Source organism: Stenotrophomonas sp. KH_036_B, from assembly GCF_057839485.1.
On the sequence record NZ_CM174491.1, the window covers coordinates 3,949,690 to 3,966,409 of the forward strand.

The 16,720-nt window shown below is 63.4% G+C and carries 18 protein-coding genes and 1 pseudogene; 5 read left to right on the plus strand and 14 right to left on the minus strand.

What is annotated here, in order from left to right:
• Positions 1-92: 92 nt before the first annotated feature.
• Both AC3ITN_RS17540 and AC3ITN_RS17545 read left to right on the plus strand, forming a co-directional pair.
• A complete protein-coding gene (locus AC3ITN_RS17540) occupies positions 93-854 on the plus strand; it encodes an SDR family oxidoreductase (RefSeq protein ID WP_489391340.1) in 762 nt (253 codons plus the stop codon).
• Positions 855-1,223: 369 nt separating this feature from the next.
• Positions 1,224-1,388: a hypothetical protein gene (locus AC3ITN_RS17545; protein ID WP_489391341.1), complete on the plus strand. Its 165-nt coding sequence runs from the start codon at positions 1,224-1,226 to the stop codon at positions 1,386-1,388.
• A 245-nt stretch (positions 1,389-1,633) separates the two neighbouring features.
• On the opposite strand, the gene AC3ITN_RS17550 is transcribed toward AC3ITN_RS17545, so the two are convergent.
• The 3 genes from AC3ITN_RS17550 to AC3ITN_RS17560 are packed head-to-tail and all read right to left on the minus strand — an operon-like array spanning position 1,634 to position 3,627.
• Positions 1,634-2,065, minus strand: a complete 432-nt coding sequence (locus AC3ITN_RS17550; protein ID WP_489391342.1) for a DUF4279 domain-containing protein — start codon at positions 2,063-2,065, stop codon at positions 1,634-1,636.
• A 58-nt stretch (positions 2,066-2,123) separates the two neighbouring features.
• Complete coding sequence (locus AC3ITN_RS17555; RefSeq protein WP_489391343.1) at positions 2,124-3,116, minus strand: aldo/keto reductase; 993 nt, start codon at positions 3,114-3,116, stop codon at positions 2,124-2,126.
• A 10-nt stretch (positions 3,117-3,126) separates the two neighbouring features.
• A complete protein-coding gene (locus AC3ITN_RS17560; RefSeq protein ID WP_489391344.1) occupies positions 3,127-3,627 on the minus strand; it encodes a flavodoxin in 501 nt (166 codons plus the stop codon).
• 170 nt (positions 3,628-3,797) lie between these two features.
• Here AC3ITN_RS17560 and AC3ITN_RS17565 point away from each other — a divergent pair, with 170 nt between their 5' ends.
• A complete protein-coding gene (locus AC3ITN_RS17565) occupies positions 3,798-4,691 on the plus strand; it encodes a LysR family transcriptional regulator (protein ID WP_489391345.1) in 894 nt (297 codons plus the stop codon).
• Between the two features lie 3 nt (positions 4,692-4,694).
• On the opposite strand, the gene AC3ITN_RS17570 is transcribed toward AC3ITN_RS17565, so the two are convergent.
• The 6 genes and pseudogenes from AC3ITN_RS17570 to AC3ITN_RS17595 all read right to left on the minus strand — a co-directional run bounded on the left by AC3ITN_RS17570 (position 4,695) and on the right by AC3ITN_RS17595 (position 11,049).
• Entirely contained in the window at positions 4,695-5,705 is a 1,011-nt protein-coding gene (locus tag AC3ITN_RS17570; protein ID WP_489392963.1) for an aldo/keto reductase, read from the minus strand.
• 155 nt (positions 5,706-5,860) lie between these two features.
• Positions 5,861-6,433, minus strand: a complete 573-nt coding sequence (locus AC3ITN_RS17575) for a carboxymuconolactone decarboxylase family protein (RefSeq protein ID WP_489392964.1) — start codon at positions 6,431-6,433, stop codon at positions 5,861-5,863.
• A gap of 96 nt (positions 6,434-6,529) precedes the next feature.
• Positions 6,530-7,015: pseudogene (locus AC3ITN_RS17580) on the minus strand ((R)-mandelonitrile lyase); the annotation flags it as partial.
• Positions 7,012-8,070: an alpha/beta hydrolase gene (locus AC3ITN_RS17585; protein ID WP_489391346.1), complete on the minus strand. Its 1,059-nt coding sequence runs from the start codon at positions 8,068-8,070 to the stop codon at positions 7,012-7,014. The gene AC3ITN_RS17585 and the pseudogene AC3ITN_RS17580, both read right to left, overlap by 4 nt.
• Positions 8,071-8,284: 214 nt before the next feature.
• Positions 8,285-9,379, minus strand: coding sequence for an alpha/beta hydrolase (locus tag AC3ITN_RS17590; protein ID WP_489391347.1), 1,095 nt, complete (start codon positions 9,377-9,379; stop codon positions 8,285-8,287).
• A gap of 344 nt (positions 9,380-9,723) precedes the next feature.
• Positions 9,724-11,049, minus strand: coding sequence for a chloride channel protein (locus AC3ITN_RS17595; protein WP_489391348.1), 1,326 nt, complete (start codon positions 11,047-11,049; stop codon positions 9,724-9,726).
• 562 nt (positions 11,050-11,611) lie between these two features.
• On the opposite strand from AC3ITN_RS17595, the gene AC3ITN_RS17600 reads away from it, so the two are divergent.
• Positions 11,612-12,340, plus strand: a complete 729-nt coding sequence (locus tag AC3ITN_RS17600) for a hypothetical protein (protein ID WP_489391349.1) — start codon at positions 11,612-11,614, stop codon at positions 12,338-12,340.
• Between the two features lie 894 nt (positions 12,341-13,234).
• Entirely contained in the window at positions 13,235-13,402 is a 168-nt protein-coding gene (locus AC3ITN_RS17605; protein ID WP_313346013.1) for a hypothetical protein, read from the plus strand.
• Positions 13,403-13,503: 101 nt separating this feature from the next.
• Here the strand turns inward: AC3ITN_RS17605 and AC3ITN_RS17610 are convergent, their stop codons facing one another.
• From AC3ITN_RS17610 to AC3ITN_RS17630, 5 genes are read right to left on the minus strand one after another with little or no spacing between them, the layout of a single operon-like run.
• Entirely contained in the window at positions 13,504-13,974 is a 471-nt protein-coding gene (locus AC3ITN_RS17610; RefSeq protein ID WP_489391350.1) for a nuclear transport factor 2 family protein, read from the minus strand.
• 12 nt (positions 13,975-13,986) lie between these two features.
• A complete protein-coding gene (locus tag AC3ITN_RS17615; protein ID WP_489391351.1) occupies positions 13,987-14,994 on the minus strand; it encodes a saccharopine dehydrogenase family protein in 1,008 nt (335 codons plus the stop codon).
• An 18-nt stretch (positions 14,995-15,012) separates the two neighbouring features.
• The gene (locus AC3ITN_RS17620; protein WP_489391352.1) at positions 15,013-15,366 is read right to left on the minus strand and encodes a nuclear transport factor 2 family protein; all 354 of its coding nucleotides are present in this window, start codon (positions 15,364-15,366) and stop codon (positions 15,013-15,015) included.
• Positions 15,359-15,763, minus strand: coding sequence for a VOC family protein (locus AC3ITN_RS17625; protein ID WP_313344321.1), 405 nt, complete (start codon positions 15,761-15,763; stop codon positions 15,359-15,361). Before AC3ITN_RS17625 ends, AC3ITN_RS17620 begins: the two co-directional genes overlap by 8 nt.
• A gap of 19 nt (positions 15,764-15,782) precedes the next feature.
• The gene (locus AC3ITN_RS17630) at positions 15,783-16,526 is read right to left on the minus strand and encodes an SDR family NAD(P)-dependent oxidoreductase (protein WP_489391353.1); all 744 of its coding nucleotides are present in this window, start codon (positions 16,524-16,526) and stop codon (positions 15,783-15,785) included.
• Positions 16,527-16,720 lie beyond the last annotated feature (194 nt).

A 16,720-nucleotide genomic window follows, 5' to 3' on the forward strand; every position in this document is an offset into this window, starting at 1 on the left:
ACGCTCTATGAAGAAATGTGGACGTTCGAGTATATCCCGTCCTGCGCGCCGCGCCGATCATGGACGTCCGTTCCGTAGTGAAAGGTGTTGCGATGTCGACCGTATTGATTACCGGCTGTTCCTCCGGCTTCGGGCTGGAGACCGCCGAGCTGTTCCTGGCCCGTGGCTGGAACGTGGTGGCCACCATGCGCACGCCACGCGCCGACGTGCTGCCGCCGTCCGACCGGCTGCGCGTGCTGGCCCTGGATGTCACCGACCCGGACAGCATCGCCCGTGCCATTGCGGAGGCCGGCCCGATCGACGCGCTGGTGAACAATGCCGGCTTCGGTGCACCCGTACCGGTGGAGCTGACGCCGATGGACACCGCACGCGCGCTCTTCGAGACCAACACCCTGGGTACGTTGGCCGTGACGCAGGCGGTGCTGCCGCAGCTGCGCGAGCGTGGCGCAGGCGTGGTCGTCAATGTCACCTCGTCGGTGACGCTCAAGGCACTGCCGCTGGTGGGCGTGTACAGCGCGAGCAAGGCGGCGGTCAACGCGTTTACCGAGTCGCTGGCGATCGAGGTCGAATCGTTTGGCGTGCGCGTGCGGCTGGTACTGCCCGGTCGCGCGCCCACTACCCGCTTCGGCGCGAATGCCGGGGTGCATCTGGGCGGCATGGATCACCCGGCTTACGGGCCGCTGGTGAACGGTGTGATCGCAAGCTTCCGCGATACCAGTGGACCGGTCACGCATGCGCCGGACGTTGCCGAGGCGGTGTGGCGCGCAGTAACCGACCCGGCCACGCCGATGCGCATCGCTGCCGGTGCTGATGCAGAAGCGTGGATGGCCGAAGGACACCAACTCAAGCTCTGACTGAACGTAGCTGTCTGCGTCAACGTACCAGGCGATGTCGCGTATCCGACATCATCGAATCTTTCAATGGAAAATACGCTGGTGTGGCATCGCACGTATTACCGAGTGCGCGTTTCCAACTGTCGCCGCTGGCGCGGCCCACTCAGGTGGTCAGCGTGGCAGACCCGGGAACGGCCTTTTTCTGGTACTTCCGGCTCATTCAAGGCCAAAGGCCCGCCAGTGGCGGGCCCTTCGGAAACTAGATGGCCCCGCAATGCGGGGCCACAACGGACCTAGTGTCTTCACCAGTAATGGTGGCTGGGAGAGGACTGAAGCTAGGGCTGCCGAGGTAGCCTATCAGAACGGTCATTCTGGCGAAAGTGAAGGGTCATGAAGTGGGAAAAGATGGAGCAGCACTTCTCCCCCGCCCGTGTTGGACGGTACAGGGTAGCCCGAGGCGGCGATGCGACACTTGCCGCTGCTGACTACTCGCGCAACATGCTGCTGGCCGAGGCCATGTTGCCGATGCTCAATGTTCTTGGCATGCCCGCGTGATCAACGACAACGACATACGGTCTCCAGTGCACTGAACCGCGTACGTGAACTGCGGAACCGGGTTTTCCATCACGAGCCGTTGCTTTGGTTATCCCCGGACCTCTACGAGCAGCACGGCAAGGGGGTAACACTGGTCCGTTGGCTCGATCCTAACCTTGCAAGATGGCTAGGCCGCCATGATCGCTTGCCTGTGATTTGGGCAACGGAAGAGCTCGCCGCGAAGCGGCTCCCGCTGGAATGAATTGTCACGGCGCCACGATGGACTCTTCTTCACCACAATCATAGACGTCCAGCCCGAGTGCGATACCGCGCTGACCGATGGCGAGCATAGCCTTTGCCGAAATCGAGATGCCGTCATTGCTGCTGCGCATGAAAAGGCCACAGAACAGATTGGGATTGAACCGCGCCAATGACGCCCAGATGGAGAGATCCTGTGTGAGTTGCTCGAGAATCTCGAAAATCTGAGCCTCCAGGTCCTCAGGCCTACGATCAGACGCTCTAAGCCGCCAACTGCCGGTCCTGGCAATGCGCGTGACTCCGGTACGGCTGCCAACAATTTCCTGGCCCTTGTGATGCGCCACCGTTGGGTTGGCTCCCAGCAAGGCACTTATCTCGTCGGGCACGAGCTCGTCCCCGAAGAATCGTAGTGCTGCCAAGGAATGATCGAATGCCGCCATTTGCCCCCACCTACCTTTTGGACCGACGCCGGGTCCGGTGATGCGAATTATCTGAAGCTTACCTCCCCGTCATCTTCAGCGCGACTTCGGGCAGGCGCTCACCGCTGATGCGAATGTTGGCCACCTCTTCGTCGATGCGCATCAGGTCTGCGTGGTCCAGAACCAGATCCACAGCACCCAGGTTCTCATCAAGACGATGCAGCTTGGTGGTACCCGGAATCGGCGAAATCCACGACTTCTGCGCCAGCAGCCAGGCCAGCGCGACCTGCGCCGGCGTGGCGCCCTTCTCAGTCGCCATCGCCCTGACCACGTCCACCAGGGCCATGTTGGCCCGACGCGCCTCAGGTGAGAAGCGTGGCACCACATTGCGGAAGTCGCTCGCATCGAACTGCGTATGCTCATCGATCTTTCCGGTCAGAAACCCCGCGCCCAGTGGGCTGAAGGGTACGAAGCCAATGCTCAGCTCTTCAAGCAAAGGAAGCAGCGCCTTCTCCGGTTCACGCCAGAACAGCGAGTACTCGCTCTGCACCGCCGTCAGCGGCTGCACCGCGTGCGCCTTGCGGATTGTCTGCACACCTGCTTCGGACAGACCGAAATGCGCAACCTTGCCCTCTGCAATGAGGGCCTTCACCGTGTCGGCAACATCCTCGATGGGCACTGCCGGGTCAACGCGATGCTGGTACAGAAGGTCGATGCGCTCGGTGCGAAGCCGCGTCAGACTGGCCTCGACGGCGGCGCGGATGTGTACGGGCTGGCTGTTGGTACCTGTGCCGCGGGCACCGGTCACGGGGTCGATGTCAAAGCCGAACTTGGTGGCGATCACCACCTGGTCACGAACGGGCGCCAGCGCCTCGCCCACCAGTTCTTCGTTGGCAAAGGGGCCGTAGGCTTCGGCGGTGTCGAAGTGGGTGATGCCACGCTCCACCGCCGTGCGGATCAGCGCAATCATCTCCTGCTTGTCTGCGGCCGGGCCATATGCCGCGCTCATGCCCATGCAGCCCAAGCCGAGCGCGGAAACTTCAAGGCCTTGGCCAAGGGTACGGATGTTCATGGTCGAATCCTCATCGGGCAGCGTGCGGAGCGGCCAACCAGGCGTTGACGCTCTCCATGGTTTTACGTTCCTGGTCGGCCTGCATCACGAAGGCATCCAGGATGCGTGCGTTGGGTGCGTGGCTGGCGACGACGCGCAGGCTGTTGCCCACGCCGAAGCCGCCGTGGGTGATGAACGGCACGATCGTCTTGCCGCTCATGTCGTGCTGCGACAGCAGCGCTCGAATGATCGGCGGCGCGGTCTCACCCCAGATTGGAAAGCCCAGGTAGACGGTGTCGTAGCGGGCAATGTCGGCAATGGGGGTGCGCAGCGCCGGCTCGATGCCCTCGTCGCGCTCCTGCCGCGCCTGCGCCACCGTTTCCAGGTAGTCGGCCGGATAGTCCTTCGCGGGCTGGATCTCGAACAGATCGCTGGGCATGCTGCGATGGATCAACCCGGCAATCACCCGGGTATTGCCCGAGCGCGAGAAGCAGGCGACCAGCGTCCGCGCATTCGACGGTGCAACAGCCACCTGTGATCCGGGCTCCGCAGCGGAGCATCCCAGCGGCAGCGACGCCAGCGCCGCAACGACTGCCCGGCGACCGTGATTGGGGATTGGAATCGTCATGGGGCCAATCTACGCCCCCCAAACACATTCTTGCAGAGGCATAATCGGATATCGCTTATATCCGGTGCGCATCAATGAGCGTAGAGAACTACGACCAGTTGGCCATGTTCGTTCTGGTGGCGCGGGAGCGCAGTTTTACCCGTGCTGCCGCCCAGCTGGGCATGTCACAGCCTGCCCTGAGCCGATCGATGCGTCAGCTGGAAGAGCGATTGGGTGTGCGCCTGCTTGCCCGGACCACGCGCAGTGTTTCGCCCACCGAGGCCGGAGAGCAGCTGCTGCGGGTCATTTCACCGCGCTTCGAGGAGATCGACACGGAGCTCGCGCAGCTCAATGCATACCGCGACAAGCCTGCCGGTCGCCTCCGCATCACGGCGGGTGAGCATGCCGCGCTCACCGTGATGCAGCCCGTACTGGGCAAGCTGTTGCCGGCCAACCCAGACCTGAACATCGAAGTGATCGTCGACTACGGACTGACCGACATCGTGGCCGAAGGCTTCGACGCCGGTATTCGCATGGGTGAGCAGGTGGCCAAGGATATGATCGCCGTGCGCGTCGGGCCGGACCTGCGCATGGCAGTCGTCGGATCGCCTGCCTATTTCCAGCACCATCCAAAGCCGAAATCACCGCACGACCTCACCCGGCACAACTGCATCACCATCCGCCTGCCGACCCACGGTGGCATTTTCGCGTGGGAGTTCGAAAAGAAGGGCCAGGAGCTGAAGGTGCGGGTGGAAGGCCAGCTGGTGTTCAACAACATCGCCCTGCGCCTGGGCGCCGCACTGGAGGGCCTCGGGCTTGCGTACATGCCCGAGGATCTGGTGCGCCCCCATGTGCAGGCAGGCACCCTGGTCCACGTCCTGCAGGACTGGTGCCCCTCCTTCCCCGGCTACCACCTGTACTACCCCAGCCGCAGGCAGTCATCGCCGGCGTTCACCGTGCTGCGCGATGCACTGCGTTATCGGGATTGAGCGCTAACGCAACGGCGCCTCCACGCCGCTGTAGGCCTGCACCGCTGGCGGAAGGCGCTCGCCCTGCACTGCAACCGCGGCAACTGCAGCGTTGAGTTCCCGCAGCTCAGCTGCGCTGAAGATCACCTCGCCTGCGCCCAGGTTGTCCAGCAGATGCGCCATCTGCGTGGTACCGGGAATCGGCACTATCCAAGGCTGCTGCGCCATCAGCCAAGCCAATGCGGTCCGTGCAGGCGTGGCCTGCTTTCGCGCGGCCCAGTCACTGAGCAGGCGCACCAATGCCAGGTTGTGTTCGATGTTCTGCGGCGTGAAGCGCGTTTCGATGCCCCGAATGTCGCCCTCGGCAAACCGTGTCCTGGTATCGATCGCACCGGTCAGGAAGCCTACGCCCAGTGGGCTCCACGGCACGAATCCGATGCCCAGCTCGGCGCACGCAGCAAGCACGTCCTGCTCCGGTCCTCGCCAGAGCATCGAGTACTCGCTTTGCACAGCGGCAACGGGCAGGGCGGCGTGCGCGCGGCGAAGCGTCTTCAGGCCCATCTCGCATAGGCCCCAATGCAGCACCTTGCCATCGGTCATCAGGTCCTGGATCGCACCGGCCACGTCTTCGATCGGCACCTGCGGGTCCACGCGATGCTGGTACAGCAGGTCGATGCGGTCGGTACGCAGCCGCTTGAGCATGCCCTCTACCGCCCGCTTGACGTGCGCGGGCCTGCTGATCAGGCCCGGGCCACGCGCACCGGTCTCAAAGTCGATGTTCCAGCCGAACTTGGTGGCGATCACCACTTCGTTGCGGAACGAGGCAACCCCTTCTCCCAGGATCCGTTCCACTTCATGCGGACCGTAGGCCTCGGCGGCATCGTAGAACGTCATCCCGCGATCAAAGGCGGCGCGGATGATGCGGTGCATCTCGGTGCGCGAGGGGATGGTGGTCTGGTAGGTGCGGCTCATGTTCTGCACGCCCAACCCGATGCTGGAAACCTGCAGCTTTCCGAGCATGCGGCGGCCGTCCATTCTCGGCGCTGCAGCTGCGGGGGAGGCGTTTGCCGTGGAAGTGGCCAGCGCGCCGGCCAGCGGCAGCGCCGCCAGCGTAGCCGCGCCCTTCAGAAGCGAGCGGCGTTGGGCGTTGGTAGGCGGGGTGTTCATTGCGGTCTCCATGTGGGGCGCTGTCAGGGCCCGGGCGCAGGCGTCTGTGCCAGTGCCTCAACTGCGCGGTTGGACGCGGCCGCGTAGCCGCTGTACGCCAGCAGTTGGGCCAAGTGTTGCAACTGTGCGCGGCTGATGCCCACGCGCTGGCTGGCGGCCATGTGCGAGCGCAACTGCGCCTCCACGCCGGGCATCGCCGCCAGCGCGCCAACCGTGGCCAGTTCACGGCTCTGCCAGTCCAGGTTGTCGCGCTCGAAGATGTCACCGAACAGGTGCGTCTGCAGGTACTGATTGATGATGGGGGCGAAGTCCATGACCGGCCCGGTCACCGGCGCACCGGAGATCCGGGTCTGGTTGGCGGTGCCCACCGAGCGCAGCGCATCGCCCACGGGAACCTTCCTGGTGGGAGGCTGCCCGGGTACGGTGACGATGCCCTGCGCCTCACGCGCGCGCACCACGTTCATCAGCTCGCCCAGGGCATTAAGGCTCTTCGGGAACCCCGCATAGGCATACAGCTGCACGAGTACTTCCTTGGCCTCACTCAGCGTCAGGCCAGCATCCAGTCCTTGGTTCAACGCGGCATTGAGCTGCGGCATGTCACTGCTGGCGGCGGCAGCCGCAATCAGGGGGATCGCCTGCTGCCTGGCCGAGAGCGGCCCGGCAACAGGGGCGTCGATGCCTGCTGCCGCCTCGCGATACTGGTCATCACTCACCTGCTCCAGCCACGCCACCGATGTGCCGTCTGCCACCCCGGTCACTGCAAGGTGGGTCATTGCGCTGTGGGGCGCGGCGCCGTGCCAATGCTTGACCCCGGCAGGACACACCACCACATCCCCGGCATGTATCTGCTGCACCGGCTTACCCCATTCCTGGGTCAGCCCAACGCCGGAGGTAACCACCAGTCGCTGACCGGAGGGGTGCGTGTGCCAGGCCGAGCGCGCACCCGGCTCGAAGCTGACGTATGCGGAAGAGACGTGCACCTGCTCGTCCGCCGGGAACAGCGGATCTACCCGCACCTTGCCGACGAAGGTCGCTGCCGGACCGGCAACGGAGGACTGCGTTCCCGCTCGGGTGATCTGCTGCATGGGTGATTCGGCGGCGCCAGCGAACGGTGCCGCCACGCTCAATGCCGCACCCAGCAGCGCAGTCTGCGCGGTTGATTTACGAGGCGCGCTCATGGCGCAAGCGTCCGGGCGTAGAACGTGGTCAGCGAGGCGACGGCGGCATCCACGTACTTCGGCACCCAGTACGTCTCGATATGCGTGGCACCCTCCAGCAGCACCAGCTGCTTGTCGGTGGTACCGGTTGCCTTGGCGAAAGCGTCCTGGGTCATGTACAGGCTGTCCGCCTTGCTGCCGGCAATCATCAGCAGCGGCTGGTTGATCAGTTCGATCTGGTCGGTGGCGTCCCAACGCATCAGGTCCAGAAGACTGCTGGTCGTATAGCGGAAGGTAGAGTTGGGATGGGCGTGTGTCTTCCAGTAGTACGCATAACCTTGCCGATACAGATCGAAGGGCAGATTGGCGATCTGCGCGTCGGTGAGGTTGGCGTCGCCGGCGTACAGCACTTCGCCGCCGGCGGATTCCTGTGCGCGCGCATTGGAAGCCTGCTGCAGGCGCTGCTGGATCGTGTCGAGCTGCGAGTCGGCATAGCCGTTGCGGCGTACACGGCCAGAGTTGAACATGCTGATCGTGGCCACGGCCTTGAACCGCTTGTCAGTCTGCGCGGCCGCCAACGAATAGCCACCGCCGCCACAGATGCCCAGCAAGCCTAGCCGCGAGGTGTCCACCCAGGGGAATCGACTGATGAAGTCCGCCATGCCGTGGATGTCTTCGATGCGGTGGACCGGCTTGTCCACGCTGCGTGGCTGGCCGCCGCTAGCGCCCTGATAGGCCGCATCAGCGGTAATGGCGATGTAGCCCTGCTCGGCCAGACGCTGCGCGTAGAGACCGGCCACCTGCTCTTTGACCCCACCGTTGGGGTGGGCAACCACGATGGTGGGGTACTTCCGCGTGGCATCAAAGTTGGCGGGCGTGTAGAAGTTGGCCGCGATCTCGATTCCATTCAGCGGATAGGACACCGGATGAATGTTGACCTCGCTGGGCACATTGCGCGTGATCGCACCTTCGTAGGCCAACGTAAAAGGGTTGAGCGTGTAGTCGGCAGCGGAGGCGTTGCCTGCCGCCAGGCCAAGGGACATCGCCAACAGCGTGGCGTGCACGATGTGCTTCATTCAACTGCTCCCAGTCTGGAGGTTACCCCTGCCAGCGCACGCGGTGCGCCGGTGTTGGCAGAGGGTCAGAGGTAAACCTAACCCCCGTGCACTGATAGAAACAGGGCATCAGCTGGATATCACTCATGCACGTACGATATGAATGATGGGCGACGGGCAACGCGGCGCTCACAGCGCCCCTTCATGGCGCGATCAATGCACGACGGGTGTCGGCTCAACGATCCAGATTCTTCTTCGCCAGAAACTCACTCACCAGATCGGCGATCTGGACGTTGTTGAGGTCCGAGAACAGGAAGTGGCTGTTGCCGCGAATACCGATGTCCGGCAGATGGACCAGGGTGACATCCCCGCCGTGCCGATTGACGGCGTCGCGCCATGCGCGGGCCATTTCCAGGCGTGCCCGCCAGCTGTCCTGCGCCGGCTGGCGAATGGGTTTTTCGGGGATGTTGTCGCCGTACAGCACCAGAATGGGGATCCGCGTCAGTGCCTTGAACTCCTCGGGCGACACCACGACGGGCGCGACGGTATCGAAGGCGCTGGGGATCGGTGCCGGCGCATCGTCTTTGGCGAACACGAAGCTGCTGCCCGGCTCGAAGGCAACGATGGCGCGCACGTTCGGACTCTTTATCGCCGTCATCCAGCCTGGGCCGCCCGCCTGCGAATGCGTAAACAGTATCGCCGGGCCGGTCTTCTGCAACACAGCAACGACCCCGTCAGAGACTACCCCGAGGTCGTACGGCCCCGTATTCGGGGTGATAGAGCGGAAGAACTGATCCAGCACCGCCTCCCCTCTGGGGAACTGGCTGCCGCCGAAGTATTCCGGCCAGTGGCCAATCCGGAACTGGTTGAACCACATCTGATCGTCTGCGACCGGCTTCAGCGTGGACTCGACCGTGCTTCGACCGGCCTTGCCTCGCCTTGGCTGATCGATGAGGTATGTGCTGAAACGACGACGCAGGAACAGGTTCTGGAAGCCCTCGCGGCCATCTGCAGTCGTTTCCCAACTCTTGGACGACTGGCCTGCGCCGTGCCACATCACGATCGGCAGCGGGCGCGCATTTACAGGCGTCTGGTAGAAGACGTAGACATGATCCCCGTGATAGCTCTGGCCGTCCGGCTTGGCGGGATTCAACGGATCGAAGGCGCCTGGCTGCTGCTGCACCGTGCCGCCGGCGGCGAAACTTCCCTGCGACTCGATCTGCAGGGGCGCGTTGGCCAGGGCAGCCGTGGAATAGAGAAAAGCCGCAATGCAGAGCACTCTGGACGCCAGCCCCTGCAGTGGGGCTCGGGGGATGATGCGAGTCTGCATGGGCCACTCCGTGTCGGATTCTCAGGAGAATCTACCCCCGTACTCACGCGGGAAGAAGAGCACAAATGCATATGACTAATGCATGGAAGATATATATGGCTACGTACGATGGAGCGTTGACCAACACGTGTGGACCTTCACGCGCGCTCTCCGATAAGAACCGCGCGGTGCTCGAAGAAGGCGCGTGTCCGCTTCCGGCCGGAAGCGGCCACTGGCAGCCTGAGTTGGTGCTGCTGCCCGTACCAGGGACCGGCGGCTTATAGGCGAAGTGGAGATTCTGACGCGCAGCAATTGTGTACAACCTCCCGGCAGTTCTATCGGGGAGATCCCGGCAGAAAAAATAGTTACGTTCTGCTGCTCGGCTGTTGCAAACCCGGCGACAGCAGCTGCTCTGCCAGTCCCTTATAGATTGGAGTCCTGCACACCAGCCCGGACATCCCACGGGCGATCAGTACCGTTGCCAGAATGGGCAGCAGCAGGTCGCCACTGTCGGTTAGTTCCAGCGAAATGACCGCCGAGGTCAATGGCGCTTGGGTGACACCGGTGAGGTAGGCGCACATGCCCAGCAGCACGAATGCACGCGGGTCCACGCCGGGCATCATCACGGCCAGGTTGTGGCCCAGACCGGCACCGACGGCCAGCGCCGGCGAGAACAGCCCGCCGGGAATGCCGGCCACATAAGAGGCCAGGTTCGCCAGCAGCTTCATCAGCCCAAACTCATGCCCAACCGTCGGCTGACCCTGCACAAGACTGCGCGCTTGCTCATAGCCGGTGCCAAAGGCCCCATCGCCGCACAATGCCGCCAGGGCAACCACCACCAGCCCGCAGCCCGCAGCCAGCAACACCGGATGCCGCTGCCGCACGTTGCCCAGCCAGCGCGGGCGCCCCGCAGCGCTTGCCAGCACCATGCGGGCAAATACCCCGCCCAGCAGACCCGCCACCACCCCGCACAGCAGGATGGCCAACCACCCCTGCCCCAACGGCAGGCCCGCTGTCACATGGCCGAAGTAGGTGTAGTTCCCCAGAAGGCCCAGCGACACTACGCCGCCGACGATGACCGCCGTCAACAGCGTGCCCGAGAAGCGATGCTCGAAGCGCCCGCTGAGTTCTTCAATAGCGAACACGATGCCGGCCAGCGGCGTGTTGAAGGCCGCCGCGATACCGGCCGCACCGCCCGCCAACAGGAAGTGCGACAGCTCCCGCGGGTCTTTGAAACCGAACCAGCGGCCAAACAGGTACATCAGGCTCGCGCCCACATGCACCGTTGGCCCCTCGCGACCCACCGATGCACCTCCCAGCAGCGACAGCGAGGTCAGGAGCAGCTTGCCTGCCGAGACCGCCGGTGAAAGGTTGGTTTTCCGGAACGCTTCATCGGGCTTGTCCAGCGCCGCGATCACCTGGGGAATGCCACTGCCCCGGGTGGGACGAAGCACCCCGCTGGTCAGCCACGCCAGCAGGGCGAAAATTCCCGGCGTGAGCAGCAGCGCCCACCAGGGCGAGTGCTCGATCGCGCGTCGAAACAGGGCAAAAGCCGCATCGCTGGCCTTGGCAAAAAGGATCGCGACGAGCGCAACCACCACCGCGCCCGTCCAGAGGGCGGCACGGCGCCGCCATGCCTCGCTCCGCACCTGGCCGGCCAGGTGCATCTGGATTCGGCGGAAATAGGTCATGACCTTAGTATGGCCAACGTCGCCGGGGACGAAAAGCCGGCTGCTTGGCGGGTGACCTTGCCTGATGTGGCCGGCAAGGACCGGACATCTGCCCTTCACCCGATGAACATCGCCCGGCCTTTCCCCTCCCAAGGTCCGCTTTCGGCCAAATGCGGACAAACAGATGAGCAGTAGCTGTTCAGAGTCCCCTGGGCGACTCACCTATCTCTGTGGCGCTCAGAAGAATGCCTGATTCGCCGAAGCTGACTAGCGGCTCGACTCGGCCCCCTATCGAACGACGTCGGAAACGTCCCGATTCGGGAGCATGATCACAAGTCGAAAATCATCTCAGTGTTACGGTCAGCCTTCCTCATGGACGAGTGGTACTGATGAACGCATGACGCGCAGTCCAAACCTCATTCGCTGCCACGACAGCCGTTCTCTCTTCCGACTGCCAACACTGGGATCAGATGGTCCAGGTGCATTCCTTTCGCCCGAGATTGCCAGCGCTGGCGGCTGGCGGCTGGCGGCGCTAACTGGTACCGCTAGTTCGTCTGCAAGATGTTGACTACAAGGAAACGTAATGAGAAACGGAGCACTGCTACTACTCTCGATATCGCTTCTACTGGCGGCCAACGTGGCGGCCGAGCCTGCCCACCGGTCCGCTTACCTTGAGCATGAGGCATCTCTGTCTTCGATAGAGGTGAAGACGTATGCGCAGGAAACCGGTCTCAGCGCCGAAGAAGCAAGACTGGCTTTGGCAAGAGAAGATTTGGCTGATCCGCAGATCAGCGCATTGAGAGAAGAGTTCGCGGCTCGGCTTGCAGGACTCTTCTGGGCGCGCTTGCCCGCGCAGCATATCGTGGTGCGCCTTACTGGTTCCGGGCACGTACCGGACAGGAAGATCCAGACAGATGCTGGTGCCGTGCCAGTCAAGTTCATAACCGGAGCAGCCGCCACTACCAAACAGTTGGCCGCTGCTCTTTCTGAAGCTGGTCCGAATCTTCGCAGTACAATCCCGGAACTCCACGGCGCATGGGTGGATGAGACTACTGGGAAGATCGTCCTGGACATCGCGTCGTCCCCGGCTTCCAAGCGCGCTTACGAAACGGAACGCGCAGACATTGAAAGAATGATGGGCTTCCCGGTGGAGTTCAGGTTCATGCCTGCGCCTCAAGACTTGATGTCGCCGCCTGCTGCTCCCAAGCCGGCTGATCAGCCAGGCGCTTCAGCACGAGCGCTACCAAACGTGGGGGGGGGAGGCAACTATCGGGCGGAGCGGGACAGTTCTGCACCGCCGGCTTTGCAGTAAAACACGCGATCACGGGTGTCAGAGGAGTTCTGACCGCAGGGCACTGCTTCAACGATGCGACGTACACCAACTACCCAGTGCCACCAGAAATCTTGCCTACAGTTATTGCCCCAACCGAGATGGTCATGGAGGCATGGGGCGGCATTGTGGACTTCCAGTGGCATACATTCCCGCCAGGACAGCCCGTAACTTCCGCTTACTGTGTTTCATTTACTGACTGCTCCAACGTGGTGATCTATAGACCCACTCATACCGTTGGCAGAAGTGTGTGCCACATGGGGCTCACTACAGGAAGAAGCTGCGGCATTGTGACCTCTGTTGAATACACGTTTCCGGGTGTCTGTCCAAATGAAGACCAGGCGACGTGCCCGTCAGGCTTCTGGACACGTGTTGAAGGCCCGAATCTGGCTTGCGCTGGTGGCGACAGTGGCGGGCCGGTCTTCAACGGCTATAACGCGTTCGGGTTGGCGAAAGCAGCTATAGGCACAGGGACTTTTCCCGGCGGATGCAATTTCATGATCGTAATGCCGATTGGAAGAATCGCTCCGTATAGCTTGCTGCTTCTCTGAGATGGTTTCACATGCCAGCGCAGCGAGCTTGGAATGTCTGCGCTCAGGTCTACGCGAATATTGCACAGCGGCCCGTAATCGGACTGGATCGGCATTGGCTTTTTGATCGGCACGCTGGCGTGGGCGCTGCTAGCAAGTCACTGCTTCATGGCATCACATGCAGTATGTTTGATCGCGTCAGGCGTCAGCTTGATGGCACAACTGGTGCGTTGGTTAGCCTTGGGTTATGAATCGCCAAGGGTTCCGTGGACACCTCGCAGCCATAAACTATGGCTTAGGCGGAGGTGGTTATTAGTACGAAGCGGTCTACCAAAAGCTAAAGATCATGGACCAGTCACTGAGTCGTGCTTCCCGTGAGTTGAGCGAAGCCGGTTGCGATGTACCTCAATACGTGCAGCGGGACGGCACCGTCAGCGATGGAAGCGCGGAGCCACGCTGGTGGCTGGGCCAGCAGGTTCCGGCCATTGCCCAGCTTCGCGCGTCCGAAGTCTGAGCGACGTAGATGGGCCCGTCCGCCACTGGGTGGCCTTTCCTGACGATCTTTGGTCAACGTCCGCTTACGGCCAGAAGCGCACCATTGGCCGCCCAATCTGCTCAGATTCCGGCGAGCACGCTCGGATCACCCGTCCGCCAAACGTTGTCCACGATCACATGCTTGATCTCCCACCCCGCGTCGCGGCGGGCCAAGACAACGTCATAGCGGTTCTTCATCAGGTAGTGGCGTGCGCCGTCCACACTCGATACGTGCTGCGCTTCGACCAACACATCCACCCGGGCCGTATCACCGTCCACCGCCACCCTCGGGTTGCTGAACGAGTGGGAGGTATCGAGCCCGTTGAGCGAAGTGGACAGCGCCTCGACGATGGTTTCCCGCCCCTGCAGCACCGGGTATTCGAAGCCCGCCTTTGCGCCGGCTAGGCGGAAGTCGGAGGTGGCGTCCTCTGTAAAAGCCGACGAGAGCAGCTTGCGGTCGCGCAGATCGATACCTGCGGCGAAGCGGTACAGCGTGTCGACCACGGCATGTGTGTCGTGAAGCGTATCGGGAGCGTTGAGGTGCAGTGACATGAGGTGGATTCCTTAGCGAGACGTGGGAGTGGCGGGGTCAATGAAGGTGATACGGGTGTCGGCGATGGTCTCTGCGAAGCCGCTGCCGAATACCCCTACAGGCGTCTGGAAGCCTGGGCGCGCCTCCCCTGCCAGCACACGGCGCGCAGCCACGACCGCCGCCAGGGGCGTGAAGCTGTAGCCGTTTACGGTATCCAGCACTGCGCGGGTGATGGCGCCTTCTGCGCTCACTACCTCTACCGCTGCCTGGTACCGGTTGTCGGTGCGCTCTTGCGCGGTAGGTCCATCCGGCAGTGCATCGATGCCGCCTTCGGGGAACGCGTTGCCAGACACATGCACGTAGGTTTCGATATCGCCAACGCCGGTCTGCCTGGCGATGGTGATCAGGTCGGGGAGCGTCACCGGGAAGCAGCTCAAGGGGCCCTTGCCGAAATCGAGGTCGCGCAGCGCGTCCGGCGCACGCGGCGTGAGCACATCATCCTTTCGCATCAGGCATGTGGCCGTGACGTGCTGGCCGGCACTGAGCGCCGATCCGCGCGACATCGAACCCGCTACATGCAGGCCGATACGGATGGCCACCGGTGACGGCACACGCTCAACCGCACGCGCGGCCAGGCTGCCGAGCATCGCCACGCTGCCGCCGCTACCCGGCATCAGCATTACCCCGGCCTCAGTGGCGCTCAGGTCATGGCGCTCGGCCAGCTGGTAGCTGTCCAGCTCGGCGGCAATATCCAGGTAGTGGACGCCGCCCCCCAAGCATGCCTCCACCAGCGCTCCCGCGGTATGCGCGAACGGCCCGGCGCAGTTGAGCAGGACCGTGATGTCCTTCAGCCCGTAGTCCACATCGCCAGCATTATCCAGCGCAAACACGCGGTACTCCACGCCAAGGCGTGTGGCCAGCGCCTGCAGCGGAGCTTCGTCGCGCCCTGCCAATACCAGCTTCAGCCCAGCTTCCTTCGCGTGCGCCGCAGCCATGCGCCCGGTGTAGCCGGATGCACCGTAGATCATCAGTGTTTTCATGGTGTGTTCCTCGCCACCCTATTCGAGTGAGGCGTCAATGCGGGAGATGCGGCCTGCGGAATCCACGGCCACTAGAAGCAATCCGATCTCGTGACCGAAATCGCCAGTGAAATCGACCCGGGCTCGTGCACGTGCATCGCCAAGGCCTTCCAGCGAAAGCAGCCGGGTAACCGTGTGGTAACCCACGAAGTACTTTTCCAGATAGTCCCGCACGCCGGCGTGCTTGTTGAAGGTGCATCCGGTGGACGGGTCATCGATCACTGCCGTCGTGCTGAACAACGCCAGGGCCCGTTCGATATCGAAGGCGTTCGTGGCGTTGATGAACGCCACCACCGTCGCCTGCAGGGGGTGCGACTGGGCGCCGTCATTCATGGCCGTGCTGCCAGCTCTTGTAGACGAACTCCAGGCTGTAGCCATCCGGATCGCGCACCTGCGCGGCGTAGTAGCGCGGGTCGTAGTGCAGCTGCGGGCCAGGCGGATGGATCTCGCTGGCGCCGGCGGCCATCGCGGCGGCATACGCTGCATCGACCATCGCGCTGGAATCCGCCACGAAGCCAACATGTGCCGCCTGCGCCGCCGCCACGCCCTGCCGCAGCCAGAAGAAGACCCGGCCGCCCGCGCCGAAGCCCTTCAGGTCCGGGTGGCCGGGTGGGCCCTGCCGGCCGTCGTAGTCGAGCCGGTTGACGATGCCCAGCGGGGCCAGCGCGGCCGTGTAGAACGCGACCGAACGGGTGGTGTCGGTGACAGTGAGGAAAATGTGGTCGAGCATGTCGTACTCCCGTTGCGAACTAGATGTTGTAGCCGCCTGCAACTTCAAGGGTCTGCGCATTGACCCAGGCCTGCTCATCACCGAGCAGCCCGGCAATGACGCGGCCCACGTCGTCCGGCTCGCCTACCCGGCCCAGCGCCGTCTGCGCGGCCAGCAGGGCTTCGAACTCATCATTGAGGCCGCCGCCCAGTTCGGTACGGATCGCCCCGGGTGCGACGGCGTTGACGCGGATGCGGCGCTCGCCGAACTCCTTTGCCATGTAGCGGGTGAGCACCTCCAGCCCACCCTTGAAGGCGGCGTATGGCGCCACCCCGGCGGTGGCCACACGCGTGGTGGCACTGGTGACGTTGACGATGCTCGCGCCAGTACCCAGCAGCGGCAGCAGTGCCTGGGTAAGGAAGAACGGCCCCTTCAGGTGCACGTTGAACAGACCGTCGAACTGTTCCTCGGTCACGGTCTCGATGGGATTGAACAGCCCGAACCCGGCGTTGTTCACCAGGCCACCCAGCGCGGAGGCGCCCCAGGTGCCCTGCAAGGTGTCCTTCACCTTCGCGGCGAATGCCGCAAAGCTTCCGGTGTTGCCCACATCCAGCTGCAGGGCCACTGCCGTACCGCCCTCTGCCTGGATGCGCTCCACTACCTGCTGCGCAGCATGGGGCTGGGCGTTGTAGGTGAGGAGGACGCCCATGCCGCGCTGCGCGCAGTGCAACGCGGCGCTGGCGCCAATGCCACGGCTGCCGCCGGTGATCAGTACGTGTTTCATGCAGGTGATCCTGTGCAGTGAGGGGAGATGCACAGCCTAGGGTCGCCGGCCGCGGCGCGCCGATCTGATCCTCGCCAATTCCTGCCTATTCCTGCTTTCCGCCTTGCCAGCCCTCTGCGGCGGGTGTCCAATGTGGTCATGGACAACGCACTGGATGAACTGCGCCGCCTCGCGGCGCATGCCGAAAATCGCCG